The sequence below is a fragment of the Lentzea aerocolonigenes genome (assembly GCF_000955955.1).
Classification (GTDB): Bacteria; Actinomycetota; Actinomycetes; order Mycobacteriales; family Pseudonocardiaceae; genus Lentzea; species Lentzea aerocolonigenes_A.
Genome location: NZ_JYJG01000626.1, coordinates 1 through 1,950 on the forward strand (window position 1 = coordinate 1; position 1,950 = coordinate 1,950).

Here is a 1,950-nt window from a genome sequence, read left to right on the forward strand (position 1 = left end):
TTGGCCTCCATCTGAGGCATCCAGCTGATGTCCGCGCCCTTGACGAAGGTGGCCGCGGAAGCATCAGGGGCCGCGCCGAGCGCGAGGGCACCCGCGCCTGCAGCCGCACCGATCAGCAAGCTGCGCCGGGAGAGGCCACCAGAGAGGTCGGTCATGGTGAAACTCCTTGGGTCAGGAACGCTTGGTCCAGTTCTGGCTCGCGCCACCGCTGCACGTGTTGACCACGAGCGGTGAGTTGTCGGCGGTGCCTCCGGCGTCGAGGCAGCGTCCGGACGCCGCGTTCGTCACCGTGCCGTCGGCGTTGACCGTCCACTTCTGACTGTTGCCGTCCTTGCAGGCGTTGATGGTCACCCGCGAGCCTTGTCCGGAAGCTCCGGCGTCCATGCACTTCGGGTTGTCGTAGACACGCAGCTCGCCTGCCGCCGTCTGCGTCCAGCGCTGGTTCGCCTGGCCGTTGCAGGACCAGAGGATCAGCCCGGCACCGTTCGTCTGGGACGCGCTTGCCACGTCCGCGCACTTGCCGGAAGCCGGACCCGCCAGGCTGTAGGTGCCGGCTGGAGGCGTCGGGGCGCCCGGCAGCAGCGGACAGGTGCTGCGGTAGGTCCTGATGCCGGTGTTGTCCAGCAACGGGCACAGGAACTGTTGGTAGCGCGTGTCGTTGTCGAGGAAGATCTTCATCCACGGGACGACCTTGCGCGTCACCACCGAGTTGTTCGAGGTGGGGAAGGCGTGCCCGGCACCGGTGAGCTCGAGGTACATCTTCTCGACGCCTGCCGGGATCTGGTTGTAGTTGGCGGAGACCATCGACGGAGTGCTCGTCGTGTCCCGCTGACCGGCCAGCAACGCGGTGGGCACCCGCATGTTGTTCAGGTTCTGCGACGGGCTGTACGGCGCGTTGCCGATCGCGGTCTTCAACGAGGGCCGCCGCAGTGCGGCCGAGAAGGCACCGCCGCCGCCCATCGAGTGACCCATCACCCCGAGGCGCGAGGCGTCGACCCGGTCCCGCACCGAACTGCGCTGGGTGAGGTAGTCGAGCGCGGCGAGCAGCTGGGTGCCGCGCTCGACGTCCCGGTCGTTGCGGCCGAGCGTGTCGATGCCGATCACGACGAACCCGAACGAGGCCAGCCAATGTCCCATCCACGCGCCCTCGGCGGCCCACGTGGCGGTGATGCCGGGTGAGACGGCGATCGCGCCGAACTTCCCCTGGCTGGTGTCGGTCGGGTAGTAGATCTTCGCCGCGCCGAAGCCGTTGCCGCCGCCCACGCTCGTCTCGGCGGTGGCGAAGGTGCCGCGGTTCGCCGCGATGCCGGCCTGGGTCGGTGCCGGGCCGCGCTGGTAGGGGTTGTCCGCGGCGGACGCCGGTCCTGGTACGACGATCGTGGTGAGCACTCCGAGAGCCGCTGCGACGGTGATCGCTGCCCGCCGCAGCAGGCCGCCACGCGATCTCGGAGCCGGCAGGTGGGCCGGTGACCACTGGATTTGAGACATGCCGCAGTACCTCTTCCTGTGCAGGGGCGGAGAAGAGAATTTGTGGAGAGAGAAGCCCATTCGCGAACGGACTACGTGGTCAACGTGTCCAGTGCTCGACGCGGGGGAGGAGATCGAGCGAGTGTGCCGCGGGGCCGGTATCAGCGAACGCGGCAGGTGCGGGCGGTGCCGCGGGACGAGCGTCGGCCGGTAACAGCACGGCTGCTCCGCCCGCACGGCCGATGCCGGGTGCGGTCATTCGATCTCCTTTGATCGAGTGAAGCAGTTGCACCAGCGACCTGGCAGGCAATCTGTGAACGTGCACATCGTCGTTGCGTGCGAACTACCTTGATAGAACCGCAGTTGTTCGATCCATTCAAGAGTCTTTGCTCTGACTCTTGTGAACGTGCACAGGGATTTTTGTCAAATCGCACGCGATCTACTTCGCCGGTTCGCTCAGGCGGACTCGCGGACCACGAGCTC

At 67.1% G+C, this 1,950-nt stretch carries 2 protein-coding genes; both read right to left on the minus strand.

Features of this window, described 5'->3' with window-relative positions; genetic code table 11:
* Window positions 1-171: 171 nt before the first annotated feature.
* Window positions 172-1,488, minus strand: a complete 1,317-nt coding sequence (locus UK23_RS48000; RefSeq protein WP_082115567.1) for a ricin-type beta-trefoil lectin domain protein — start codon at window positions 1,486-1,488, stop codon at window positions 172-174.
* Window positions 1,489-1,567: 79 nt separating this feature from the next.
* A complete protein-coding gene (locus tag UK23_RS52425; protein ID WP_156213912.1) occupies window positions 1,568-1,726 on the minus strand; it encodes a hypothetical protein in 159 nt (52 codons plus the stop codon).
* Window positions 1,727-1,950 lie beyond the last annotated feature (224 nt).

What these genes read in the sequence shown, in the direction of transcription:
- UK23_RS52425 (WP_156213912.1), bottom strand. Translation starts at nt 1,726, where the DNA reads ATGACCGCACCCGGCATCGGCCGTGCGGGCGGAGCAGCCGTGCTGTTA.
- UK23_RS48000 (WP_082115567.1), bottom strand. Translation starts at nt 1,488, where the DNA reads ATGTCTCAAATCCAGTGGTCACCGGCCCACCTGCCGGCTCCGAGATCG.